Origin of the sequence: Afipia sp. DC4300-2b1 (genome assembly GCF_049895725.1) — a bacterium.
Lineage (GTDB): Bacteria > Pseudomonadota > Alphaproteobacteria > Rhizobiales > Xanthobacteraceae > Afipia > Afipia broomeae.
Genome location: NZ_JAFCSX010000004.1, coordinates 550511 through 574997 on the forward strand (window position 1 = coordinate 550511; position 24487 = coordinate 574997).

The following is a 24487-nucleotide window of genomic DNA, read 5'->3' on the forward strand; positions in this document are numbered from 1 at the left end:
ATCCCGAAAAGTGGGCACCGGTTTTCGGATCAGATCATGCCCACTTCGATAGTTAAGCATCCGCGCAAGCGGGTGAGGAATGGGGAGTTGTCGCCGGCAAAGTAGCCCCCGCCGACGGCTCCTTCCCGGGGGCGGGCCAAAAGCCCGTCCCTTGAAATCAAGGCATGATGCGATTTTCAGTATCATGCAAGGATGCTTTCGATGGAAAACGCCCCCCTCCGTCGAAAGCGGCGCGATCGCACTCCAGTCGGTCGTGCAATGCGGGCGGCGAAGTCCCCCAGCTTCGCCGCCCGTTCTCTTTCTCTTGTCGGGGCTGGCGGCCGCGGGCACGTCGCTCGCTGCCTTGCAAGAGGACGATCATCGCGCCATGGTGATACAAAGCCCCGCTGCTCAGACCCAGACCGAATCACAGATGCGACTGCTCATCGTTGAAGACGACCGCGAGTCGGCGGACTATCTCGTGAAGGCATTTCGCGAGGTCGGCCATATCGCCGACCATGCGGGTGACGGCGAGGAAGGCCTCGCGCTGGCGGAGTCCGGCGATTACGACGTGCTCGTGATCGACCGCATGCTGCCCAAGCGTGACGGGCTGTCGATCATCGGCACGCTGCGCAGCAAGGGCAATCATACGCCCGCGCTGATCCTCTCGGCGCTCGGCCAGGTCGATGACCGCATCAAGGGACTTCGTGCCGGCGGCGACGACTATCTGCCGAAGCCTTATTCATTCGCGGAACTGCTGGCGCGTGTTGAAGTGCTGTCGCGCCGTCATGGAGGCCCGTCCGAGGAGACGACCTATCGCGTCGGCGATCTCGAACTCGATCGGCTGTCGCATCAGGTCAAGCGCGGCGCCACCGAGATCACGTTGCAGCCGCGTGAATTCCGGCTGCTGGAATATTTGATGAAGCATGCCGGGCAGGTCGTCACCCGCACCATGCTGCTGGAAAACGTGTGGGACTATCACTTCGATCCACAGACCAATGTGATCGACGTGCATATTTCGCGGCTGCGCTCCAAGATCGACAAGGGGCACGACAAGCCGCTGCTGCACACCATCCGTGGTGCCGGATACATGATCCGTGACGGCATTCGGTAAACTGATCCGGACCACAGCGTTCCGGCTGACGCTGGTCTACCTGTTCCTGTTCGCGCTGTTTGCCGCGTCGCTGCTGGGTTACTTCGCCTGGAATACGCGGCGCATGATCACCGAGCAGATCACCGACACCGTCAACTCCGAACTGAGCGAACTCACCGAGCAATATACCAAGGGCGGTCTGCGCGGGCTGGTCGCTGCCGTCGAGGGCCGCGCGCTGCGTCCGGGCGCCAATCTTTATCTGGTGACAACGCCGCAGGGGCAGGGCGTCGCCGGCAATGTCGCCTCGCTCGAGCCGGGGGTGATGGATCATCCTGGCTGGGCCGAGACGTTTTACAAACGGCTGGAAGAAACCGACACCAAGAACCACTTCGCGCTGGTGAGAGTGTCCCAATTATCCGGCGGCTTTCGGATTCTGGTGGGACGCGATCTGGAAGAGCGGCGTCGGCTGTTCGGCATCGTGGCCAAGGCGGCGCAATGGTCGGTGCTGATCGTGGTCGTTCTCGGCCTCGGCGGCGGTGTGTTCGTTGCGCGCCGCGTGCTGCGCCGGATCGACGCCATGACCGGGACCACGCAGCGGATCATGGCGGGCGATCTTAGCGAGCGATTGCCGGTGGGCCGAAGCGGCGACGAGATCGACCGGCTCGCGGAAAATCTCAATGCGATGCTGGAACGCATCGAGGCGCTGATGGCCGGACTGAAGGAAGTGTCCGATAATATTGCGCACGATCTGAAGACGCCGCTGACGCGGCTGCGCAATCGCGCCGAAGAAGCGCTGGCGAAATCCAGCAATGAAGGCGAATACCGTGCGGCGCTGGAACGCACCATCGACGAATCCGATGGCCTGATCCGCACCTTCAATGCACTGCTGATGATCGCACGCGCGGAGTCCGGTCAGGCGCGCGACAACATGACCGATTTCGACGCGGCTGAAGTCGCCCACGGCATCCACGAACTGTATGAGCCGCTGGCGGAAGACAAGGGCCTGACCCTCGAAGTCGCCGCCGACGCCGCCACGATCCACGGCAACCGCGAACTCGTCAGCCAGGCGCTGGCCAATCTGGTCGAGAACGCCATCAAGTACGGTCAGCCGGTGGCTCCGCGTCCGGACGGCGGGACCAAATCGCCCGATATCCTGATCGAAGCGCGGCGGGACGGGGAGAGTGTTCTTCTCAGTGTCACGGACCACGGGCCCGGCATTCCGGAGGCCGACCGCCAGCGCGCGGTCGAGCGGTTTGTCCGCCTCGAGGCCAGCCGCACCCAGCCTGGATCCGGGCTCGGTTTGAGTCTGGCATCGGCTGTCGCAACGTTGCATGGTGGCGACCTGCGACTCGCCGACAGCCAGCCGGGGCTGCGCGTGACGCTTGTGATCCCGAGCCGGGGCGTGGAACAGAAGACTGTATGAGTTCACCTGAGATGGGCCGCGCCGACCGGCCCACCCTGGCGGCCCGTTTCGTGGCGGGCCCGAAACTGTTTGCACCACAGGACGCCGAGCGGCGGCTGGCCGACTGGCTGGGCGACGTGCCGCCTGATGTCGCGACCGCGCTCAGGGAGGTGTCAGGTTCCTTCCCGCATGCCAAAGCGATCCTTGAAGGTATCGCGGAAGCCTCGCCCTATCTGTTCGACCTGATGCGCGCCGATGCGGGCCGCGTCGTGCGGCTCCTTCAATGCGATCCCGACGATCATCTCGCGGCGCTGATCGACAAGGCGGTGGCCGATGTCGCCGCCGCTGCGACCGAAGCCGATGTGATGATTGTGCTTCGCCGGATCAAATCCGAAGCCGCATTGATGATCGCGCTGTGCGACATCGGCGGCGTCTGGCCGGTGATGCGGGTGACGCGGGCCCTGACCGACGTTGCGGTGACCTCCGTTCAGTGCGCCATCCGTTTTCTGCTCAAGCAGGAAGCAGCACGGGGGCGTTTGTTGCCGCCTGATGCCGAGCATCCCGAAATCGGCAGCGGCCTCGTCGTGCTCGCCATGGGCAAGATGGGGGCGGGCGAACTGAATTACTCCAGCGACATCGACCTGATCGTGTTCTACGAGCTGGAAGCTCCAACGCTGGCCGAGGGCATCGAGCCGTCGCCATTCTTCGTCAAGGTTGCGCAGGGGCTGTCGCGCCTGCTGCAACAGCGCACCGCCGACGGTTACGTGTTCCGCGTCGATCTGCGGCTGCGGCCCGATCCGGCGTCCACGCCGGTGGCGATCTCGACGGCGGCGGCGCTGCATTACTACGAGCGCGAGGGCCGCACCTGGGAGCGTGCCGCGATGATCAAGGCGCTGCCTTGCGCCGGCGACCAGAAGGCCGGCAACGCTTTGCTGGCGGAGATCGCTCCGTTCGTCTGGCGCAAGCATCTGGACTTCGCGGCACTCGCCGACGTCCATGACATGAAACGGCAGATGCAGACGTTCCGTGGCCAGAACGAGATTTCGGTCGAGGGCCATAACGTCAAGGTCGGCCGCGGCGGCATTCGCGAGATCGAGTTCTTCGCGCAGACCCAGCAACTGATCGCGGGCGGGCGGCATCCCGAACTGCGGGTGCGCCCGACGCTGGAAGCGCTGAACATTCTCGCTGCGAGCAACTGGATTACGAACGAGGCTCGCGACGAGCTGACCTCGGCCTATGACTTCCTGCGGCGGGTCGAGCATCGCCTGCAGATGATCGCTGATGAGCAGACCCACACGTTGCCGGCCGAAGCCGAGGCCGTCGAACGGTTCGCGCGGTTCTTCGGCTACGACGATCGTGCCGCTTTCGCGAAGGATCTGCTGGCGCATCTGAACTGCGTGCAGAACCATTACAGCCGCCTGTTCGAGGGCGATCCGACCGGCACCGAAAAATTGCCGGACATCGACTACAGCAAAGGCCCGGACGACAACCGGTTGCTCGAGCATCTGCTGACGCTCGGTTTCAAGAAGCCCAAGATGGTCGCGGAAACCGTTCAGCGCTGGATGAGCGGCGAGTATCGCGTGTTCAAGGTCGAGGCGACGCGGCTGGCCTTCAACGAATTCGTGCCCGACCTGATCCGTGGCCTGTCGCGCGCCGAGGAGCCGGACGATGCGGTGACGGCGTTCGACCGCTTCCTGCAGGCGCTGCAGCGGGGTGGGCGGTTGATCTCACTGCTGAGCCAGAACAAGGACTTGGTGGCGCTGGTCGCGCTGGTGCTTGGTGCAGCGCCGCGCGTGAGCGACATGCTGGCGCGGCAGCCGCAGATCATGGATGGCCTGATCGATCCACGCTTCTTCGGCGCAATGCCCGACCAGAATGAATTGTCGGCACGGCTCGAGTCGACGTTGGCTGATGCGAATTCATATGAGGAGTTTCTGGATCGGTTGCGGTTGTTCGGGCAGGAAAGCCTGTTCCTGATCGGCACGCGCATCCTGTCCGGCACGGTCTCGGCGCAGCACGCCAGCGTTGCCTTCGCTGACGTGGCCGAGGGTATCGCGCATACGGTGCATGGCCTCGTCATGGACCAGTTCGCGGAGCAGCACGGCCGGATCAAAGGTCAGGAAACCGCCATCGTGGCGATGGGCAAGCTCGGCAGCCGCGAGATGACGGCGTCGTCCGATCTCGACCTGATCCTGATTTACGATTTCGACCATGAAGCGCCGGAGTCCGACGGCAACCGTCCGCTGGAGGGATCGCAGTATTTCGCGCGGCTGACCCAGCGCCTGATCAGCGCTTTCACCACGCGCACCAACTACGGCGTGTTGTATGAGGTCGATATGCGGCTGCGGCCGTCCGGCCGCGCCGGCCCGCTGGCCTCGCGCATCGATTCTTTCGCAGAGTATCAGGAGCACGAGGCCTGGACCTGGGAGCACATGGCGCTGACGCGCGCCCGCGTGATCTCGGCGTCGCCGGCGTTCCAGGCCAAGATCGAAGCCGTCATCCGCGATGTGCTGACCCGCAAGCGCGAGACCGGCATCATTGCCAACGACGTTCTCGAAATGCGCCGCGCCATCGCCGAGGAAAGAGGCGAGAGCGACATCTGGGACCTGAAGAACGCCGCCGGCGGCATGGTCGATATCGAGTTCATCGCCCAGTATCTTCAGCTCATTCACGCGGCGGAGAAGCCGGAGATTCTCAATGTCAGCACGGTGCAGGTGCTGGACAATGCTGCGCGGCTTGGGGTGCTACCGCAATCCGATGCCGATACCCTGCGGGCGGCATCGCGGCTCTATCATGATCTCACACAAATCATCCGCCTCTGCGTGATCGGGAAATTCAAACCAGAGACAGCTGGGGAGGATCTTCTGCGGGTGCTGACGCGGGCTGGAGACGCGCCGGACTTTTCGGCGCTTGAGGCGCGGGTGCGCGAGACGCAGAACGAGGTGCGCGAGGTTTTCCTGAAGCTGCTTGAGGGATCGCCTCGGCAATAATGCTTGGTGCGGGGTGTTCGCCGTGTCCGCACGGCAGCGTCACGCAGACAATGGTTCCCACGCCCAGCTTCGAGCGCAGCTTCATCGAGCCGCCGTGCAGGTTTGTCAGCGACTTGGCGATGGCAAGCCCCAGACCCGAGCCGTGATAGCTCTTGGTGAGCTGGCTTTCGACCTGCTCGAACGGCCGGCCGAGTTTCGCCAGCGACTGGCGCGCGATGCCGATGCCGCTATCGGCGATGGTGAGCACGATCGAGCCGTTGCGCATCCGGCTGCGCACGGTGATCTTGCCATTGTCGGGGGTGAACTTCACCGCATTGGACAGAAGGTTGACCGCGATCTGCTTCATGGCGCGGCGGTCGGCGACGATCGGGATCGCGCCGCGGATATCGGCATTCACTGTCAGGTTCTTGTTTTCTGCCCGGCCGGAGACGACGCGCAGGGACTCGGTCAGGGTCTGCGCCAGGTCGAGCGGCTCGTAATCGAGCTTCATGCGTCCGGCTTCGATCTTCGACATGTCGAGAATGTCGTTGATGACGTCCAGCAGGTAGTTTCCGCTGGTCATGATGTCGTTGCAGTACTCTTGATACTTCTCGGAGCCGAGCGCGCCGAACATCCCGCTGCCCATCACTTCCGAGAAACCGATGATGGCGTTGAGGGGGGTGCGCAGTTCGTGGCTCATGTTGGCGAGGAATTTCGACTTGGTCTGGTTGGCTTCCTCGGCCCGGGTCTTTTCCTCGGCATATTTCTGCGCGAGTTCGGCGAGCAACTGGGCCTGCCGCTCAAGCTCGGCCTGTGAACGCTTGAGGTCGATCACGTTGGCGGTGAGGCGGAGATCGTTGTCGATCAGTTTCTGCTCATGCAGCTTGATCTGGGTGATGTCGGTGCCGACCGACACGTAGCCGCCGTCCTTGGTCCGGCGTTCGCTGATGTTGAGCCAGCTTCCGTCTTCCAGTTGTGCTTCGAAGGTGCGGGCGCCGGGGGCGAGGGAGTTCGGCAGCCGGGTGCGGATTTCCGGCATGCTGCCGACTTCGATCAGGGTCTCGTAGGAGGTGCCTTGCTTGACCGCGGAGTCGGGGAGCTTGTGCAGGCGCTTGAAGTGCGAATTGCAGAGCACGAGGCGGTTGTCGGCGTCCCACAGCACGAAGGCTTCCGGAATTGTCTCGATGGCGTCGCGCAGCCGCAGGTCGGCTTCGACGGTCTTCTCGGCGAGGCTCTTCTGCTCGGTGATGTCGACGGCGATGCCGATCAGGTGACAGCCGTTGTCGTTCTGGCCCTGGCTGAGCTCGCAGCGCACGCGCAGCCAGATCCAGTGGCCGTTGGCATGGCGCATGCGGAACGTCTGGTCGATGTGATCGAGTTTGCCGGAGACGAGCTGGTCGGCGATGTGGAAGAGGTCGATGTCGTCGGTTTTGACCAGCGCATTGATTTCGCCGAAGGTCAGCAGGTCGCTGCGGCTTTCGAGGCCAAGCAGTTCGAACATCGACTGCGACCAGAAGATGCGTCCGCGTGAGAGGTCCCAGTCCCACAATCCGCAGCGGCCACGGTTCAGCGCGGTATCGATCCGGGCGCGCACGGCGTCGTTGATCAAGTCGCCTTCACGGGCGCGGGTGGATTGCCAGTGGAATGCGAAGCCGAGGATCAGCACGACAAAGCCGGTGGTGGCGGACAGCGTGATCTGCAAGGCGGCATCCGAGCGCCAGGGAGATTCGACCTGTTCCTGAACCACGACGACCTGACCGGGCATCGATTTCACGATGCGCTGGGCGGCGAGGGCACGGGAGGTGTTGGGAAGATTGACTTCGACTACGCTGGTTTGTGTTCCCTGCAAGGTCAGCAACTGTGTGGCGCTGAGGACATCGATCAGGCGGTTGGCGTCGTCGTTTGGAACATCGATGGACACCCGCGCGATGATGCTCTGGTCGGGGCTGGTCACGATGATATGGCGGCCGGCGGCGGTGCCCCAAGAAGGCACCAAGCCGGGCAACAGGCTCTGAAGCCGCTCGGCCGACGCCGCACGATCCTGACGCGTCAGGACAATGCGGTCGAGACGTTCCGCCAGCACATCTGCCAGCGCTGAGAGGTCGCGTTTGACCGATGCGCGCTTTTGCCGGGTCTGGTCGAGGACCTGGACGAAGGCGCCGATGCAGATGGTGACGAGAAAGGCGATGATCAGGGTGGGAACGGCGCGCCGCAGCGTCGGCTCCGCGATCAGCAGCCGGTGATATGCCGGCTTCGCGATCGACTGTGCCAATCCCTTGATAGAATCGGATTGGACACACGTGGTCGCTGCGTGCGAACGCGCCATTCCTTGCCCCTCGAATTTTCTTGTCTGCACCCCGTTCGGGAGGTTTTCCCCAACCCTCCGAATCAATGTGATTTGAATCCAGTTTTCGGGGGCTGTCGAGAGTCAACGAATCGTTAATGCGAAATAAATCTTGTCCAAAGGAGAATCCGACTTGTTTCGATGATGAAAGTTGAGTCCGAAACGAGAACGGAGGCGCTGATCGTCAGCGTTCGGGCTCGGCGTGGCTGATGACGCGCTTCACGGATGGAAATGCGCGCCGCAGGGCGCGTTCGATCTCATCCACCTTCTCATGAACATTGATGACGCTCATTGAGGGGACCGCGCGGCAGTGGAAGTTCACAATCTCGCCGGCCTCGGTATCGCGCACCCGCACATTATGCACGTCGTGGATCGCGCCGCTCTCGGCCGCGTATTGAGATAGCGCCTTCTGGATGGCTTCGACGCGATCCGCGCCGGCATCGGTGCCGTGGGGAAGCTCCGGCTCGAGCGGCTCAATATGGGTATCGACCTCGACGTCAGCGCCGAATTCATCGCGGATGGCATGTTCAAGCCGGTGCGCGATGTCATGAGCCTCGTCCAGCGGCATGTCGCCATCGACTTCGAGGTCGATGCTGACGGTCAGCTTCCCGCCGAGGTCGTGCACGGTCACATGATGGATTGCGAGGCCCGAGTTGCGGGCGATCACCATGATCCGCTCGCGCACGCTTTCATTGCTGCGGGCGACCGGCACCGCGGTGAAGGTCAGGTCGGCGTCGTGAAGCGCTGTGGTCACCGCATCCTGCGCCTTGCGCTTGATGCTGTCGATGCGATCGATGGGATAGGTGCGGGGGACCTGCACGGTCGCATCGACAAAATGCCGGGCGCCGACCATTCGGACACGCAGCCGCTCCAGATCGACCACGCCGGGAATGCCGCGGATCGCTTCCTCGGCCTTCTCGGACGCGCCGTCGGGCGCGCGGTCCAGCAGGGTCTCGATGGTGGATTTGCCGAGCCGCAATCCCAGAATTGAAATCAGCACCGCGACGGCGATGGCCGCGCCGGCGTCGCCCCAGGCATAACCGAAGGCAGCCAGCCCGAGACCGATGATAACGGCGAACGAGCCCAGCACGTCGGAAGCGAAGTGCAGCGCGTCGGCTTCCAGCGCCTGACTCTTGGTTTCCATGGCTGTCTTATGAAGCGCCCGTGCGCGCCAGAAGTTCACCACGATGTCCACGACCAGCACCACGAACGGCAGGGCGGTCAATGTTGGCGGCGCCACGCCTTCACGCAGGCGGCTGTAGGCCTCGACCACGATGCCGCCGGCCAGAATATAGAGCAGGGCGATCACGCCCAGCGCCGAAAGGCTTTCGAGCTTGCCATGGCCGTAATGATGTTCGGCGTCGGCTGGCTTGTCGGACACCCGCACCACGATCCACGTGACCACGGTGGCGATCAGATCGACGGACGAATGCAGCGCCTCGGAAATCAGCGCGAGGCTGCCGATGGCCACGCCCACGACGAATTTGATCGCGGCCATGCTGGCGCTGGCGGCGATCGATATGGCGGCGACGCGTTGTTTGACTGCGCTCATCGGACCCTCAATGCGCGCGTCTTGTCACGCCCTTTGCAGCGCACGTCAACGCGAGAGTTCGCGACTCCAAATGCGTATCATTCGCAGTTGGCAGCGAGCTTTAAAGTTTAAGGACAATCTTGCCGAAATGCTTGTTGGCAGACATGTAGTCCACAGCCTGCACAATGTCGCCGAACGGGAAGACGCGGTCGATCGGCAGCTTGAGCTTGCCGGATTCCACCGCAGGCCAGATGTCCTGCTTTACGGCCGCGAAGATATCGCGGATTTCCTCAATCGAGCGGCTGCGGAAGGTCACGCCGATATACTGGATGCGGCGCGCGGCATGCAGATCGAAATCGAAGTCGCCACGGGTGCCGCCGAGCCGCCCCACGTTGATGATGCGTCCGAGCACTTTCGTCGCTGCAAGATTCTGGTTCGCAAGCTTGCCGGACACCTGATCGATGATGACATCGACACCCGCGCCGCCGGTGGCTTTCAACACCTGCTCCACCCATGCCGGATCGTTCGAGTCGATCGCGATATCCGCACCCCAATCGGTGAGTTGCGAACGACGCTTCGGATCGGTGGACGATCCGATCACAAGCTTCGCACCCTTGAGCCGGGCGATCTGCTGCGCCATCAGTCCGACGCCCGAACTCGCGCCCTGCACAAGCAGGTTTTGACCCGGCTGAAGCGCGCCATTGGTCACGACTGCGTTGTGCATCGTGGTCAGCGCTAGCGTCAGCGAGGCGGCCTGCTCGAAGTCCATCGATGCGGGGATCGGAAACAGGCGGCCATGGTCGGTGACGGCATATTCGGCGTAACCGCCGGGACCGGAGCCCATCACGCGGTCGCCGACTTTCACGCCTTTTGCCTCGGGGCCGAGTTCGACGATCTCGCCGGCCCATTCCATGCCGAGCACGGTGCCAACGCCGCCGGCCGCGCCGTGGACATGGCCCTTGATCATGCCGAGATCGGCCCGGTTCATGCCGCAGGCGTGAACCTTCACCAGAACCTGCGGGCCCTTCGGTGCGGGCTTCGGGACATCGGTGATCGCGGCGCCGTTCGCACCGTATACAAAGGCTTTCATGGCATTGCTCTTTTCGGTCATGCAGGGCTGGGATGAGATCTTCAGGTATAGCAGTAGTATGCAGGCTCACAAAGCAGCCGGTGGGGCTGTGAGCAGTCGCCAGGAGCGGGCATTTTGGTAACGCCGTGCTCACCAAATTCTGTCACAGCTTCGTCACCGATAACCAGCTCACAAACATGCGGAAGAGACGATGATCTTGCGGATAGCCTTTCTGGTGCTCGTGTGGTTGTCCATTCCGCCGTTCGCTTACGCGCAGACGCAAAAGGCAGCGGCGCCTGCGAAGCGCGAACTTGTGGTCGGCGTCAACAACGCGCCCCCGTTTGCGATGAAGGGGTCCGACGGCGCGTGGTCGGGTCTCAGCATCGAGCTTTGGCGGCAGGTCGCGAAGGCGACGAACCGGACGTTTCGTTTCGTTGAAATCCGGGACATGCCTGAGCTGATCCAGGAGACCGCTGCCGGGAATCTCGACGTCGCCGTCGGCGCAATCACCGTCACCGTCGAGCGCGAAAAGGTGCTCGATTTCACGCAGTCGTATTATTCGACGGGCACAGGCATCGCCGTTCCTGTTGTCAGCGTGATGAACTGGGCAACGCTTCGCCGGGCGATGACGTCCTTCAATTTTGTCCAAGCGGTCGCGGCGTTGATCGGACTGACGCTGGTGGCCGGCATTCTTGTCTGGCTATTGGAACGGCGGCAGAACGAATATTTCGGCGGCAGCATCACCAAGGGCATTAGTTCCAGCGTGTGGTGGTCGACGCTGGCGATGACGCAGCGATCGTCGGCGGAGAAGGGGCCGCAGACCATTCTGGGCCGGAGCGTCGCGACCATCTGGCTGGTGGTGTCGGTCATTACCATTGCGGTTTTCACCGCAGGCGTGACGTCAGTGCTGACCACCTCGCAGATCCAGGGTACGATCTACGGCGCCTCCGATCTGGAATCGGTGCGGGTCGGCACCGTCAAGGGGACATCGTCCGAAAGCGATCTCCTGCGGCGCAAGCTCAAGTTTCAACCTTATGAAACGCTCAGCGACGGATTGAAGGCCTTGCGCGCAGGCCGCATCGATGCGTTCGTTTACGACAAGCCGCTGCTGACATGGGCCATTCGGCAGGGCTTCGCGTCGCGGCTGAAGGTGCTGGACATTTCCATCGAAGCGCAGAACTACGCGTTCGCGTTGCCGCCCGACAGTCCGCTGCGAAAATCGCTGTCGATTGCGATCCTCGACGCCGTGCAGAAGGAGTCGTGGAGCGAGGCGCGAATCCGCTACCTCGGAGAGGACTCGCTCAGTTCGCCTTGAGCACTGCGGTTCTCACGCGATCGTGTAGCCATTTGGCTTGGTTATTGCGCTGCGCATATGCCGCATGCAACGCCGCTACTGCAGGTCGAACGCCATCCCGGCTACATACACACCACCATCACACACCGCGCGAACCGCTCCAGGACACTTCGCGAAATGGACGCTATTTCGACGAAGCTGCCTCCCGTCACCGATGGTCTTCCGCCGGAAACCCGGCGTTGGGCGGTGCTGGCGATCTTCACCGCGCTGGCGATGTCGGCGCTCGACACCGCTATTGCCAACATCGCGCTTCCCGCAATTGCGGCTGACCTGCACACGACGCCGGCCGACGTGATCTGGGTCGTCAACGTCTACCAGATCGCCATGGTCGCGACGCTGCTGCCGCTGGCGGCGCTTGGCGAAATCGTTGGCCATCAGCGCATCTATCTCGGCGGGCTTCTGCTGTTCACGATTGCCTCGCTGGCTTGCGCGTTGGCGTGGTCATTGCCGACGCTGTTGATCGCGCGCGTGCTGCAAGGACTGGGGGCTGCCGGTGTAATGAGCGTCAACACGGCTCTGGTCCGGTTCGTGTATCCCTCCCGGCTTCACGGGCGCGGCTTTGGCAACAATGCGCTGGTGGTCGCAACCGCTTTCACGCTCGGCCCGGCGCTCGCCTCGGGCATCCTGTCGGTCGCATCGTGGCCGTGGCTGTTTGCCATCAACATTCCGTTCGGCGTGGCTGCGATGCTGATCGGCATCAAGACCCTGCCGGAAACGCCGCGCGCGGCCCATGCTTTTGACTTTCCCGGCGCGCTGCTGACATCGATCAGCCTCTGTCTTTTTATTCTCGGAATCGGCAGCGCCGCGCATAAGGCCCCGGTCGGCGTTGTCGCCATCGAGCTCGCGGGCGCAGTGATCTTCGGCGCGTGGCTGCTGCGCAGGCAGGCGGATCATCCAGCTCCAATGCTCCCGATCGATCTGTTTCGCAGGCCGATGTTTTCCCTGTCGGTTGCAACCGCGGTCTGTTCGTTCGCGGTGCAGGGGCTCGCCTTCGTGTCGCTGCCGTTTTATTTCGAGGATGTTCTCCACCGCACCCAGGTTGAAACCGGATTCTTCATGACGCCGTGGTCGATCGTGGTTGCCATCATGGCGCCGATCGCGGGACGTCTGTCGGATCGTCATCCCGCCGGCCTGCTGGGCGGATTGGGGCTTCTCATCCTCGGGATCGGTATGGCGCTGCTCGCCATGCTGCCGGCATCGCCGAGCGTGGCCGATATCGTATGGCGCATGGCGATCTGTGGCTGCGGTTTCGGCTTCTTCCAGTCCCCGAACATGAAAGCCATCATGGGCAGCGCACCGGCCGGGCGCAGCGGCGGCGCGAGCGGCATCGTCGCGACCGCGCGTCTGATCGGCCAGACTCTGGGGGCGGCACTGGCCGCGCTGTGTTTCGCGCTTGCCGGCCATCAAGGCGCGACTGTCGCGCTGGCGCTGGGTGCCGGCTTCGGCGCGCTCGGCTGTATCATGAGTTTCCTGCGCCTCACTGTGCGTTGACGCTCTGGATTTTCCGGCTTACCGATTGTTCAAAGCAACAATGGTCAAGGGAGATGCGAGTGTCAGATCAGCCGGTGCTTCTGAAGGTCGATGGACCGATTGCGCGCATTGTTTTCAATCGTCCCAAGGTTCTGAACGCGCTGAGCGTGGATGCGGCGGATGCGTTTCTGAGCGCCTGCAAAAGCGTCGCCGCCGATAAGGAAAACCGTGTCGTTATCATTGCAGGAGAGGGGCGCGCCTTCATGGCGGGCGGCGATATCTCTGCGTTTCAGGGACCGGCTGACGAAGTGCGCAGGCATGTTCCGACGATCATGGAACCGCTGCATGAAGGACTCGAAATTCTGGCGGGGCTGCCCCAGCCGGTGATTGCCAGCCTCCACGGCGCGGTCGCTGGAGCAGGCATGAGCATCGCGCTTTCGACCGATCTTGCGATTGCCGCCGACAATGCGATTTTCACGCTGGCCTATTCGAAACTCGGCACCAGCCCGGACGGATCGTCTTCATGGACGCTGCCGCGGCTGGTGGGCTTGCGCAAGGCGATGGAAATCGCGCTGCTGTCGGACCTCTACGATGCGCCCGAAGCGCTGCGCCTGGGTCTCATCAACCGCATCGTGCCGGCGGCCGATCTCGCCAGTGAAACCGAAAAGCTGGCGCGCCGTCTCGCGGATGGGCCGACATTTGCTTACGGACAGGCCAAGGCGCTGTTACGTGGCTCGCTCGACAATTCCTTGCACGATCAAATGGAAGCCGAGGCAAAGGCGTTTGGCGCGTGCATCGGTACGAAGGATTTTGCCGAGGGTGTCAACGCGTTTCTCGCCAAGCGGCAGCCGACCTTCACGGGCAAATAACTACTCCGCCGGAGATGCCGCCGCCGCAGGTTTCTGCGGCGGGCCGATCAGCAGCTTCGTCAGCCAGCGCCGCGCCGGATTCTCAACCACCGCATAGGACACGCGGCCCACAGCAAGCACGAGCAGCGAAATCGCGGCCACCAGCAAAAGCTGCGGCGCGAGACCGATGGTCTTCGAGACCTGTGAAATGAGGATCATCCCCACCGCGTAGTGGTAGAGATAGATCGAATAGCTGCACTCGCCGATCCAGACCAGCGGGCGGACTTCAAAAAGTCTCATCGATTCCGGCTTTGTTGCCAGGAACCAGAACAGGACCATGAATGCCAGCGCAGCGGCGCTGGCGAAGACCGGATCTCGCCCGATCATCGCGTAGTTTGTGCTGACCCGCGCGATCAGCGCATAAATCACGGCGAGCATGATAAGCGCTGCGCCTTTGGCGAGCCGTTCCTTGTACAGTTCGTAGAACACCGCACCGGCCGCGAACCACGGCAGGTAATCAGGAATGAATAGGGCATCATAGACCCCGTTATATCCGGGCATCGCGCGCCGCAGCAGGGCGCGGGCGATGTAGACGACGAGTGTAAAGATGACGAGGTTGCGCGCGAGTTTCTCCCGGGAGAACAGCCAGAACAGGATTGCAGCGATCATGTAGAACCGGATCTCGACCACCAGCGACCAGTAGACCCCGGTGACGTAATCCACCTTCGGAAACCAGCCGGACCACAGCGACGGCGGCGTCAGCGTCAACGACGGCAGGAAATTCGGCCAGGACTGGCGGCGGTGGAGGGCGAACGGCGCATCGGACCAGTTCAGAAGAAAGAAGGTGAGAATCGCAGAAACAATCAGCGCGGGCCAGATGCGCACGAATCTGCGGATCGCGAAATCAATCACCGATCGCGATGATTCCAGCGTCATTGCGATGACAAAGCCCGAGATGATGAAGAACAACTCGACGCCCATGTAGCCGTACTTGAAGATCAGGACGTTGCTGAACGTCTCGCCGTACGGGTACAGCGTCGATTTATAGTAGAACGACTCGAGATGATAAAAATAATGAAAGCCCATCACCAGCAGGATGGCCACGCCGCGCAAGCCGTCCAGGGCTCGGAGTCGTTGGCTGACCATAGGTTATCCGCTCTGCTGATCGGTGACGGCGAAATATAACCGGAAATTCCGTCTTCGGATTTCGTCTACGGCACCTTCTTTGTCAATTTGCACAGTTGCAACGATGCCAATCGAATTCCGGCATCCGCATGCTCTTGTTTTCGCCGCGGGGAACAGCTCGGCCGCGGTTGTTCAATGCCGGGATGCGGGAGGGCGACATTCTCCAGCAACTGCAACGGGATCAATCAAAAGCCATCAGGTCGGTCTGCATTGTCGGACAAGACAACAAAGGTGAAATCTGGCCGACGAATTTTCGCAATGCAGCAAAAAAGTCGCTGCTAACAGCCCATTGACGAGCCCAAGACACGCCCCTACCAATTGTCCGACAATCAACATCGAGCCTTCATGTCGTCGACGTCCCCGAACTTCAAGCGCATCGAGGTCGCGCCCGCCTATCAAAAGGTGGCTGACGCGATCGAGCGCGAGATCGTCAACGGCCGGATCAAGCCCGATGACCCGATCGGAACGGAGTCCGAACTGGTTCAGCAGTTCGGCGTCAATCGCTCGACGGTTCGTGAAGGTATCCGGGTTCTCGAGGAGAGCGGATTGATCCGGCGGGATTCAAGCCGCCGCCTGTATGCTTGCCTGCCGCGTTACAACAAGCTGGCAAGCCGACTCAGCCGTGCGTTGGTGCTGCATGAGGTTACATTCCGGGAATTGTTCGAGACCGCCATGATCCTCGAGGTTGCCGCCATCGAATATGCGGTGGATCACGCAACGGACGAGGACATCGCCGAGATCGCTCTCAACATCGAGAAGACCGAGCAATCCGTCGCCAATCCCGCTGCGTTCGCCGAGCTGGACGCCGAATTTCACATTCTGCTCGCCAAGGCATCGCATAACCGCGTGCTGCAACTCGCGCGTGAGCCGGCTGGCCTGCTGTTCTTTCCGACCACAGAGATGGTCGTGCGCAATGTCGCCGAAGGCATGCCGCGTCTGATTGCCGCACATCATCATCTGCTCGACGCGATCCGAAAGCGCGACAAGCAAGAGGGTATGGTCTGGATGCGGCGGCATGTCGAAGACTGGCGCCGCGGTTTTGAACGGGCCGGCAACTCGCTCGATCGGCCTGTGGAGCGGATGTACATGGAACATGCGCTGTTGGCGCAACAGAAGCGATGAGGACGGTGTCCTAAAAACACTTCGCCAAAAGAGCGCTGAAAGCGCCGGATAATACAAAGGGGAGATCGTGGTGACAGGGTTAGGGAATCCGGTGCGTCCGGATATCGATGGGCTGATCGCGCGGAGCGCAGCATGACGATGCGTGATCGTGATCCGTCATCGTCGGCCGAGTTGAACGTCAGCAATCTGTCGCTGGCTTTCGGCGGCCTGAAGGCGCTGACGGATGTTTCGTTTTCAGTCGCGCCCGGATCGATCACGGCGGTGATCGGCCCGAACGGCGCGGGCAAGACATCGCTGTTCAATTGCATCTCCGGCTTCTATCGGCCATCCACCGGCATCATCGCATTCGGCGGCGAGGACATCAGCAAACTGCATCCGCCGGCGCGGGCCAGGCTCGGCCTGGCGCGCACGTTCCAGAACATCGCGCTGTTTCGCGGCATGACCGTGCTCGACAACATCAAGCTCGGGCGCCACGCCCATATGGAAACGAACGTGTTCGACGCGCTCTGGTATTTCGGCCGGGCGCGGCGCGAGGAACTCGAACTGCGCTCCGAGATCGAACGGCGCGTTCTCGACTTTCTTGAGATGGAGCATATCCGCGATCAGCCGGTGGCGTCGCTGTCCTACGGCCTGCGCAAGCGTGTCGAGCTGGCGCGCGCGCTCGCCATGCGTCCACGCATCCTGATGCTCGACGAGCCGGTGGCGGGCATGAACCGCGAAGAGACCGAGGATATGGCCCGCTTCATTCTCGACGTGAAGGAGGAGTGGGGTGTCACCATCCTGATGGTCGAGCACGACATGGGCCTGGTGATGGATATTTCGGACCATGTCGTCGTACTGAATTTCGGACAGGTGATCGCAGCCGGGAAGCCGGCGGAGATCCAGAACAACCCCGACGTCATCTCGGCCTATCTGGGATCGGGTGATGTCGGCGAACTGTCGCGGCGCATTGCAGGCGAGAAGGCAGCGTGATGGATTGGCTCTTTCTCACCGAGATCGTTCTGTCGGGCCTCGGATCGGGCGCGTTGCTGGCGCTGACCGGCATCGCCTTCGTTCTGATCTACAAGGCCACCAAGGTCCTGAATCTCGCGGTCGGCGAAATGCTGATGCTGTGCGCGTATTTCTTCTTCGGGCTGACCGCTGCGCTCGCGCTTCCGGTCTGGCTCGCGATCATATTGACGGTGATCGGCGGCGGCATTCTCGGCGGTGTCATCGAGCGTGTTCTGATCCGGCCGATGCTTGGCGAGAGTCCAATTTCCGTGTTCATGGTGACGGTCGGTCTCAGTTCGGTGCTGATCGGATTTGTTGAATTCGTCTGGGGAAGCGACCCGGCGACGCTGCCGAACTTCCTGCCGTCGAAGCCGATCTTTATCGGCAGTGCATACATCTCGCCGAAAATCGCAGTGAGTTTCGCGGTGGCGACGGTTCTGATCGCGGCCTTCCTGCTGATCTTTCGCACTGGCGCGGCGGTGTCGCGCTGCGCGCCACTGCGACCGATCAGGGCGCGGCATTTTCCTGCGGCATCAATGTGCCGGCGGTGTTCTCGGTCTCGTGGATCGTCGCGGGCATGGCAGCGGCAGGGTCCGGCATTCTGATCGGATCGATCGGCGGTATTTCGCCGACCATGGGTGTGTTCGGTCTGTCGGTGCTGGTCGCCGTCATTGTCGGTGGTCTGGATTCGATTGCCGGCGCGCTCGTCGCGGGTCTGGCGATCGGCGTTGTCGAAGCGCTGGTCGGCACTTATTTGGGCGGTGAATTCAAGCTGCTCGTCACTTTCATCATTCTCGTGGTCGCCTTGATGATCCGTCCCTACGGATTGTTCGGCACCGTTGAAATCGAGCGACTCTGATGCGTATCGGTGCCATCCATCAAACTTACGCTCAGGCAGAAGCGCTGTTCGACACCAGCGTGCAGCGGTTCATGCTGCTGGTGCTGTTCGCGGGGTTGGTGCTGTTTCCGTTCTTCGCCGACCAGTACTGGATCTATCTCGCCTGTCTTGTCCTGATCCATATCGTCAGCACGACGGGGCTTAACATTCTCACCGGCTATACCGGCCTTGTCAGTCTGGGGCAGGCGGCCTTCATGTCGGTTGGCGCCTATACCGTCGCCATTCTGGAAATACGGGTCGGCACGCCGTTCATCATCAATCTTGTCGTGGCGGGATTCGTGTCAGCCGGTGTCGGCATGGTTGTCGGCATTCCGAGTCTGCGGGTGAAGGGGCTGTACCTCGCGATCGCCACCATCGCCGCGTCTTTCATTCTGCATTTCCTGTTCGCCAACGGACCAGCCATCCTCGGCGGAACGCAAGGGCTTAGCATGCCGCCGGCGCGGCTGTTCGGATACGATCTCGCGCGTCCATTCCAGTTGTACTGGCTGTTCATGCCGCTGACGGCGCTGTCAGTGCTCGCGGCGGCCAATCTGTTTCGCACGCGCATCGGCCGCGCCTTCATCGCGATCCGCGACCGCGATATCTCAGCGGAAGTGCTGGGCATTCCGCTGCTGAAGTACAAGCTGTTGTCTTTCGCGCTGTCGTCCTTCTATGCGGGCGTTGCCGGTGGCATGTGGGCTTACTTCTTCCGCGTGGTCACGCCCGAAAGCTTCCCGCTGATCTATTCGGTGTTTTTCCTTGCCGCTGTGATCGTCGGCGGGATGGGCACCATTCTCGGCGCGATCCTCGGCGCAATCTTCATGACCATGGTTCCGGAATTCCTGAAGATCGCGGTGTCCTACATGACCTTCATTCCGAATGCGGTGGCGCAATTGTCACCGATCCGGACTATCGTTTTCGGCTTGCTGATCATCGGGTTCCTGCTGTTCGAGCCGCAGGGCCTTGCCGAAATCTGGCGCCGCGTGCGGCGCTTCTTCCATCTATGGCCGTTCAAAAAGTAATATGCAGGGAGAAACAACAATGAGACTTTTTCCAACGCGGCGGAAGCTGCTGTCCTACGCAGCCGCAGGCTGTTTCGCTTTAGGTCTTAACGCTCCGGCACGCGCCGCCGACGAGATCGTGATCGGCGGATCGATGCCGATGACCGGCGTGTTCGCCTTCGCGGGCATCGCGCTGAACAACGCGTTCCAGGACTACGTGAAGATCGTCAATGACGCGGGCGGCATCAATGGCCGCAAGGTCAAGTACGTGGCCGAAGACACCGGCTACAAGGTCGATAACTCGGTGGCGGTGTTCAACCGTATCACCAGCCAGGAGAAGGTGAACCTCTATTACGGAGACTCCACCGCCTTCTCGAAGACCATCAACGCGGAGCTGAATCGCCGCGGCGATATCATGCTCGCGGGTGCGTCGTTCGCGACCGAACTGAACGATCCGAAGAACTTTCCCAACCAGTTCATCGCCGGTCCTGATTATTCGGAAATGATCGGCATTCTGCTGGAGTACATCGCCAAGACGAAGCCGGGCGCAAAGATCGCTCTGGTCAATTCCGACACCGAATTCGGCCGCGATCCGATTGCGCCGACCGAAAAGCGGGCCGGGGAGCTTGGCCTCAAGATCGTCGAGAAGATCGCCACGCCGCCGACCAGCGTCGACGTCTCGACCGAAGTTCTCAAGCTGCGCCGGGCCGATCCCGACTACACGATCTTCCACGGCTATATTCTGGCCCCGCTGCCGGAATTCATGACCCAGGCCAAGCAACTCGGTCTCAAGACCAAGTTCATGGGCACGTTCTGGTCGATGGACAATGCGATCTGGGCGAAGTCGGCAGATGTCGCCGACGGCTTCATGGGCGTGATGCCGTATCGCTACTATTACGACACGGAAGGCAAGTCGCCGATGCTGGAGAAGATCCGGCAGATCCGTCCGGAGTATCAGTCGACCGGCTACATGCAGGGTTTCCTGACCGCCATGCTGATGACGGAAGCGGCCAAGCGCACGCTTGACGCCAAGAAGGAGCTCACCGCGGCCAACATGAAAGCCTCGCTGAATTCGATCAAGGACTTCGACACCGGCGGCATCATCGGTGTGCCGATCTCGATTCCCGGCAATACCGTTCCTGTCGGCCGCGTCTATCAGTATGACGGCGTGAACAAGACCATGAAGCCGGTCTCCGACTGGATCAAGATCGCGAAGTAACGACAATGACCGCGGAAGCAGTTCTCTCAGTCAACAACATCGAGGTCGTCTATAACAAGACGGTCCAGGTGCTGCGCGGCCTGTCGTTGAAAGTCGACAAGGGAGCGGTGGTCGCGTTGCTCGGCTCCAACGGCGCCGGCAAATCGACCACGCTCAAGGCCGTCTCCAATCTTCTCGAACTGGAAGACGGCAAGGTGACGACCGGCGAAATCCTGTTCAAGGGCGACGCCATTTCACGCTTCGCTCCGCATCAACTGGTGCGGAGCGGCCTTTTCCACGTGATGGAGGGGCGCAGGATTTTCGAGGACCTGACGGTCGAGGAAAATCTCACCGCGGCGACATATGCCATGTCGGGGCGGGCAGGGGGTAAAACGCCGTTCGATCTCGTATACACTTACTTCCCACGTCTGTTCGAGAGGCGCACCGGACGCGCCGGATACCTGTCGGGAGGCGAGCAGCAGATGCTCGCCATCGGGCGCGCGCTGATCGCGCAGCCCGAGTTGATGTTGCTGGACGAGCCGTCGCTCGGCCTGTCGCCGAAACTGGTGGAAGAGATTTTCACTATCATCGCGCGCATCAACCGCGAGCAGGGCGTCTCGATGCTGCTGGTCGAGCAGAATGCGGCGGTCGCCTTCGCAGTCTCGACCTACGGATACATCATGGAGTCGGGGAAGATCGTGACTGACGGGCCGACGGAACAACTGGTGCGCGATCAGGACGTCCGTGAATTCTATCTGGGCGTCGGCGCAGCAAATGCCGAGACAAAAGGTTTTCGTGGGATCAAGCACTACAAGCGCCGCAAGCGCTGGCTGTCCTGAGGCTGTGTGAGGATCGCATGAGCGAGAAATTTCCGGAGTTCACGCTACCGCAGATGTTGCGCGAGAACGCACGCAAACATCCTGAACGTGTCGCGATCCGGCAGAAGGAATACGGAATCTGGAATCCGTGTAGCTGGAAGGACTATTACGCGCGCGCCTGCCATGTCGGGCTTGGCTTTCGCGCGCTGGGGCTGAGCTCCGGCGGGCATGTCGCCATTCTGTCCGAAAACCGGATCGAATGGGTGCTGGCGCAACTCGGCGCGAACATTGTCGACGGAGTCGCGGTCGGCGTTTATCCGACCAGCCCGGCCAACGAAGTCGCCTATGTGCTGGCCCATTCCGAGTCCGAGATCATCGTGTGCGAGGATCAGGAGCAGGTCGACAAGGTTCTGGAGCGGCGCGATGAGTTGCCGAAGCTGCGGAGCATCGTCGTCCTCGAAACCAAGGGTATCAGGGACTATCCGCCCGATCAGGTCATGTCGTTCGAGGCGCTTGAAGCGCTCGGCGGCGAGTTCGAGGCGAGCCATGCCGGACTGACGGACGGCATCGTGGACCGGCAGCAGCTCTCGCAGATCGGATTGGTGATCTACACCTCCGGCTCCACCGGCAAGCCCAAGGGCGCGATGCTCAGCTACAAGAACATTCGCGCACAGGCGATCGCCTCGGTGGACCGGCTGAATCTCGATGCGTCGGAAAGCCTTTTGTCCTATCTGCCGCTGTGCCATGTCGCCGAGCAGATGACGACGGTGATGGTCCCGGTCTATCTCGGCTCGCTGGTCAATTTCGGAGAATCGATCCGGACCGTGCAGGAGGATCTCCGGGAGGTTGCACCGAGCATGTTTCTCGGCGTGCCGCGCATCTGGGAGAAGCTTCATTCGTCGATTCACATCAAGCTGCTTGAAGCGGGGCGCATTCGCCGCGCGCTCTTCGACAAGGCTTATGCCGCATGTGAACCGTTCGCCGAAAAGAACGCAGCCAGCCGGACGCTCTCTGAGCGCATCACGTTCGCGATTTGCTACTGGCTGATCTTTCGCGCCTTGCAGAATTTCATTGGCCTGCGGAAAACGCGCATCGCAATGACGGGCGCAGCGCCGATTTCGCCATCGATCGTTCATTTCTTCCGCACCCTGGGTGTGCCGCTCGTCGAAGTTTATGGCCTGACGGAAAGCTCGGGCATCGCGCTCGGGCAGATGCTTTCCGACCGCCGCGTCGGAACGGTGGGACCCGGCATCGCCCACATGGAGGCGAGGCTCGGCGACTCCAACGAGCTTCTTATCCGTGGCGACACAGTGTTTGCGGGATATTACCGCAACGAGGAGGCGACCAAAGCCGCGATCCGCGACGGCTGGCTGCACACCGGCGATGTCGCGGAACTCACTGACGGTCACTTCCGCATCGTTGACCGTCTCAAGGACATCATGATTACGGCCGGCGGCAAGAACCTCAGCCCGTCAGAGATCGAGAATACCGTCAAGTCGAGTCCGTTCATCAAGGAATGCATCGTTATCGGCGAAGGCCGCAAATTCGTCTCCGCCCTGATCCAGATCGATTACGATCTCGCAGGGAAGTGGGCGGAAGAGAAAGGCATCGCCTATACGAATTTCAAGAACCTGACCGAGAACGCGAGTCTGCGTGAACTGATCCAGTCCGAGATCGACGGCGCGAACGCGAAACTCGCGCAGGTCTCGCAGATCCGGCGCTTCTATCTGCTCACCAAGGAGCTGGATCACGATGATGACGAGGTCACGGCGACGATGAAGGTCCGCCGGGCCAACGTGCACAAGAAGTACGAGACCGAGATCGAAAGCCTTTATCGATAGGTCGAATGCGTAGTCAGGGGCGGCACTACTGGTAAGACGCCACGATGTCGGAGATGGCGCGTTCAAGTTGCCGGGCCGTCGAACACTGCCGCACGACGCTGCAATAGGTTGCGTATCTCGGCATCTCGGAATCACCCATACCCCAGATCATGCGCCCTTCGGGGTTGAGCCAGACAACGCGCTTCGACCGCTCCGAGATGCGGCGCAGAATGTCCGCACGCGGATTGAGATTGTTGGTCCGGGCATCTCCGAGCACGATGACCGTCGTCTGCGGCGTCACGTGGCGCATCCATTTTGCCTCGAAATCCGCCAGCGACTTCCCGTAGTCGGACGATCCAAGGCCGACCAGCGACATGATGTCGGCCATCGCGGCCTCGGGCGTTTTCGAATCCAGAATGTCGCTGACATCCACCAGATGACCCGAGAACGCGAAAGAGCGCACATCGGAGACAACCTCATGCAGGCTGTAAATCAGCAGCAGGAAAAAATCCGACACCTTGGCGACGGAGCCGCTGACGTCACAGATGGCAACGATTTTCGGCCTGTCGCGGTGGCGGCGTTTCCACGTGGTCAGGAACGGAACGCCGCCCCACGCGGCGTTCCGCCGAATGGTCCGGCGCACGTCGAGATGCCCACGCCGCTGGCGCTTGCGGGGCCGGCTGTAGCGCTCGCGGAGCCGCCGCGCCATGACGCGGATGAGCGCGCGCATTTGCTCGACCTGTCGCCGGTCGAGTTGCGAGAGGGGCGCATTCTTCAGGATTTCGTTGCGAAGATTTTCGGTTTCTTCGCGCCCATAGAGAAGGAGTGCCTGTGAGACGCGATCGCGAACGTTTTCGCGCAGGGCCTCGGTCGCGGCAGCGAGCCGCTCGGCTTCGGAAGGATTGGTTTGCGCCAGTTGCTCGAGATCGTCGCGCAGTTGCTGAATCCCGAGCAGATCGAGGATCCGGCTGGAAAAGATGCCGCGCTGGGTGAAAAACCGGATGTCTGACAGCGACGCGGCGTTGGCCGCATTGGAAATGGCGGCTTCCATCTCCGCGCGGTCTTGCGAAAGAAGCGTCTGCGCCAGTTGGCCGAGGCCGGAGGAGGGCGCGCCGGGTGCGCCTTCAGTCTGTGCAGCCTCTGATCCCTCTTGCTGTTCGCCCGAGGCGTCCGGATCGCCATCGGCCAGGGGCTGGGTCAGTTCGGGATGATCGAAAAACACATCGAAGCAGTCGCTGAGCAGCCGCTTTTCTTCCTGGCTCTTGGCGAGAGTCACGAGGAAAGTATCGCGCAGAACGGACCGGTCGTAAAAACCGACGTCAGCCACAGCCCTCATCGCATCCATGCTTTCGGACGGCGAGATGCGAACACCGGCGCCGCGGGCTGCACGAAAGAAGCGATGAAGGTTTTCCCTCAT

General features: G+C 61.7%; 18 protein-coding genes and 1 pseudogene. 14 read left to right on the forward strand and 5 right to left on the reverse strand.

What is annotated here, in order from left to right; all coding sequences use genetic code 11:
- The first annotated feature begins 367 nt into the window (after nt 1-367).
- From ACP7AL_RS19050 to ACP7AL_RS19060, 3 genes and pseudogenes are all read left to right on the forward strand, one after another.
- Complete coding sequence (locus ACP7AL_RS19050; RefSeq protein WP_425993499.1) at nt 368-1093, forward strand: response regulator transcription factor; 726 nt, start codon at nt 368-370, stop codon at nt 1091-1093.
- Complete coding sequence (locus ACP7AL_RS19055; protein ID WP_425993500.1) at nt 1077-2495, forward strand: sensor histidine kinase; 1419 nt, start codon at nt 1077-1079, stop codon at nt 2493-2495. Before ACP7AL_RS19050 ends, ACP7AL_RS19055 begins: the two co-directional genes overlap by 17 nt.
- Nucleotides 2496-2506: 11 nt before the next feature.
- Nucleotides 2507-5389: pseudogene (locus tag ACP7AL_RS19060) on the forward strand (bifunctional [glutamine synthetase] adenylyltransferase/[glutamine synthetase]-adenylyl-L-tyrosine phosphorylase); the annotation flags it as partial.
- On the opposite strand, the gene ACP7AL_RS19065 reads toward ACP7AL_RS19060, so the two are convergent.
- From ACP7AL_RS19065 to ACP7AL_RS19075, 3 genes are all read right to left on the reverse strand, one after another.
- A complete protein-coding gene (locus ACP7AL_RS19065; protein ID WP_425993501.1) occupies nt 5310-7769 on the reverse strand; it encodes an ATP-binding protein in 2460 nt (819 codons plus the stop codon). The pseudogene ACP7AL_RS19060 and the gene ACP7AL_RS19065 overlap by 80 nt on opposite strands.
- 202 nt (nt 7770-7971) lie before the next feature.
- Nucleotides 7972-9339, reverse strand: coding sequence for a cation diffusion facilitator family transporter (locus tag ACP7AL_RS19070; RefSeq protein ID WP_425993502.1), 1368 nt, complete (start codon nt 9337-9339; stop codon nt 7972-7974).
- A gap of 100 nt (nt 9340-9439) precedes the next feature.
- The gene (locus tag ACP7AL_RS19075; protein ID WP_425993503.1) at nt 9440-10408 is read right to left on the reverse strand and encodes a zinc-binding dehydrogenase; all 969 of its coding nucleotides are present in this window, start codon (nt 10406-10408) and stop codon (nt 9440-9442) included.
- A 190-nt stretch (nt 10409-10598) separates the two neighbouring features.
- Here ACP7AL_RS19075 and ACP7AL_RS19080 point away from each other — a divergent pair, with 190 nt between their 5' ends.
- The 3 genes from ACP7AL_RS19080 to ACP7AL_RS19090 all read left to right on the forward strand — a co-directional run bounded on the left by ACP7AL_RS19080 (nt 10599) and on the right by ACP7AL_RS19090 (nt 14080).
- Complete coding sequence (locus tag ACP7AL_RS19080; protein WP_425993504.1) at nt 10599-11702, forward strand: substrate-binding periplasmic protein; 1104 nt, start codon at nt 10599-10601, stop codon at nt 11700-11702.
- A 156-nt stretch (nt 11703-11858) separates the two neighbouring features.
- A complete protein-coding gene (locus tag ACP7AL_RS19085) occupies nt 11859-13232 on the forward strand; it encodes an MFS transporter (protein ID WP_425993505.1) in 1374 nt (457 codons plus the stop codon).
- 59 nt (nt 13233-13291) lie between these two features.
- Nucleotides 13292-14080 (forward strand): enoyl-CoA hydratase/isomerase family protein, encoded by a 789-nt coding sequence (locus ACP7AL_RS19090; RefSeq protein ID WP_425993506.1) that lies wholly within the window; start codon nt 13292-13294, stop codon nt 14078-14080.
- Here ACP7AL_RS19090 and ACP7AL_RS19095 read toward each other — a convergent pair whose 3' ends face one another.
- Nucleotides 14081-15205, reverse strand: coding sequence for an acyltransferase family protein (locus ACP7AL_RS19095; RefSeq protein WP_425993507.1), 1125 nt, complete (start codon nt 15203-15205; stop codon nt 14081-14083). It abuts the gene before it with no gap.
- A gap of 384 nt (nt 15206-15589) precedes the next feature.
- On the opposite strand from ACP7AL_RS19095, the gene ACP7AL_RS19100 reads away from it, so the two are divergent.
- The 8 genes from ACP7AL_RS19100 to ACP7AL_RS19135 all read left to right on the forward strand — a co-directional run bounded on the left by ACP7AL_RS19100 (nt 15590) and on the right by ACP7AL_RS19135 (nt 23091).
- Nucleotides 15590-16366: a FadR/GntR family transcriptional regulator gene (locus ACP7AL_RS19100; RefSeq protein WP_024921011.1), complete on the forward strand. Its 777-nt coding sequence runs from the start codon at nt 15590-15592 to the stop codon at nt 16364-16366.
- Between the two features lie 132 nt (nt 16367-16498).
- Nucleotides 16499-17338 carry an ABC transporter ATP-binding protein gene (locus ACP7AL_RS19105; RefSeq protein WP_425993508.1) on the forward strand — a complete coding sequence of 280 codons (840 nt, stop codon included), beginning with the start codon at nt 16499-16501 and terminating at the stop codon, nt 17336-17338.
- Entirely contained in the window at nt 17338-17961 is a 624-nt protein-coding gene (locus ACP7AL_RS19110) for a branched-chain amino acid ABC transporter permease (protein WP_425993509.1), read from the forward strand. The genes ACP7AL_RS19105 and ACP7AL_RS19110 overlap by 1 nt, the downstream gene beginning before the upstream one ends.
- Nucleotides 17895-18215, forward strand: coding sequence for a hypothetical protein (locus tag ACP7AL_RS19115; protein ID WP_425993510.1), 321 nt, complete (start codon nt 17895-17897; stop codon nt 18213-18215). Before ACP7AL_RS19110 ends, ACP7AL_RS19115 begins: the two co-directional genes overlap by 67 nt.
- On the forward strand, nt 18215-19255 hold the full coding sequence (locus ACP7AL_RS19120) for a branched-chain amino acid ABC transporter permease (RefSeq protein ID WP_006019872.1): 1041 nt from the start codon (nt 18215-18217) through the stop codon (nt 19253-19255). Before ACP7AL_RS19115 ends, ACP7AL_RS19120 begins: the two co-directional genes overlap by 1 nt.
- Nucleotides 19256-19274: 19 nt before the next feature.
- Nucleotides 19275-20453: an ABC transporter substrate-binding protein gene (locus ACP7AL_RS19125; RefSeq protein WP_425993511.1), complete on the forward strand. Its 1179-nt coding sequence runs from the start codon at nt 19275-19277 to the stop codon at nt 20451-20453.
- A gap of 5 nt (nt 20454-20458) precedes the next feature.
- The gene (locus ACP7AL_RS19130; RefSeq protein ID WP_425993512.1) at nt 20459-21271 is read left to right on the forward strand and encodes an ABC transporter ATP-binding protein; all 813 of its coding nucleotides are present in this window, start codon (nt 20459-20461) and stop codon (nt 21269-21271) included.
- A gap of 17 nt (nt 21272-21288) precedes the next feature.
- Entirely contained in the window at nt 21289-23091 is a 1803-nt protein-coding gene (locus ACP7AL_RS19135) for an AMP-dependent synthetase/ligase (protein ID WP_425993513.1), read from the forward strand.
- Nucleotides 23092-23116: 25 nt separating this feature from the next.
- Here the strand turns inward: ACP7AL_RS19135 and ACP7AL_RS19140 are convergent, their stop codons facing one another.
- Nucleotides 23117-24487: a vWA domain-containing protein gene (locus tag ACP7AL_RS19140; RefSeq protein WP_425993514.1), complete on the reverse strand. Its 1371-nt coding sequence runs from the start codon at nt 24485-24487 to the stop codon at nt 23117-23119.